This window comes from Microvirga sp. Mcv34 (genome assembly GCF_024519725.1).
Classification (GTDB): domain Bacteria; phylum Pseudomonadota; class Alphaproteobacteria; order Rhizobiales; family Beijerinckiaceae; genus Microvirga.
On the sequence record NZ_JALJRK010000292.1, the window covers coordinates 1 to 392 of the forward strand.

Sequence of the window (392 nt, forward strand, 5' to 3'; positions counted from 1 at the left end):
GCCCGCCGGCGTCGGTCAGCATGTGAGCGGCGTCCGCAAGGAGCGCGAGGCTGCCAGTAACTACGCCACCGATCACTTCGGCCGCCATATAGGTCAGCGTCAGCGTCAACGCCCACGCCAAACGGCCACGGTGCCGACCAGCGGCCGATCTGTCCCCTCCTGTATGTGCCTGCCCAGTCCCCATCGTTTGCTCCCTTGGCATCCTGCCTACAGGACCTGAACGGCAACACAGCATTGCCCGTTCCCGCACACTTCAGCTGACTGAGAGGATCCATGTCACGGCCGCAGCTTGCACTCAGGCGAGATGCGCCGTTGCCAAGCCAAAGCGGGCCATGGTCTGTGTTTTGAGGGCTGCGACAAGGGTCCCATGGACATGCCTGCTCATCAACGCT

Annotated in this window: 1 protein-coding gene; it reads right to left on the minus strand. The window is 63.3% G+C overall.

From position 1 onward, the window contains the following. A partial coding sequence (locus OC446_RS30665; protein WP_262032631.1) for a cation transporter occupies positions 1-184 on the minus strand: 184 nt, incomplete at its 3' end. Positions 185-392: the final 208 nt, after the last annotated feature.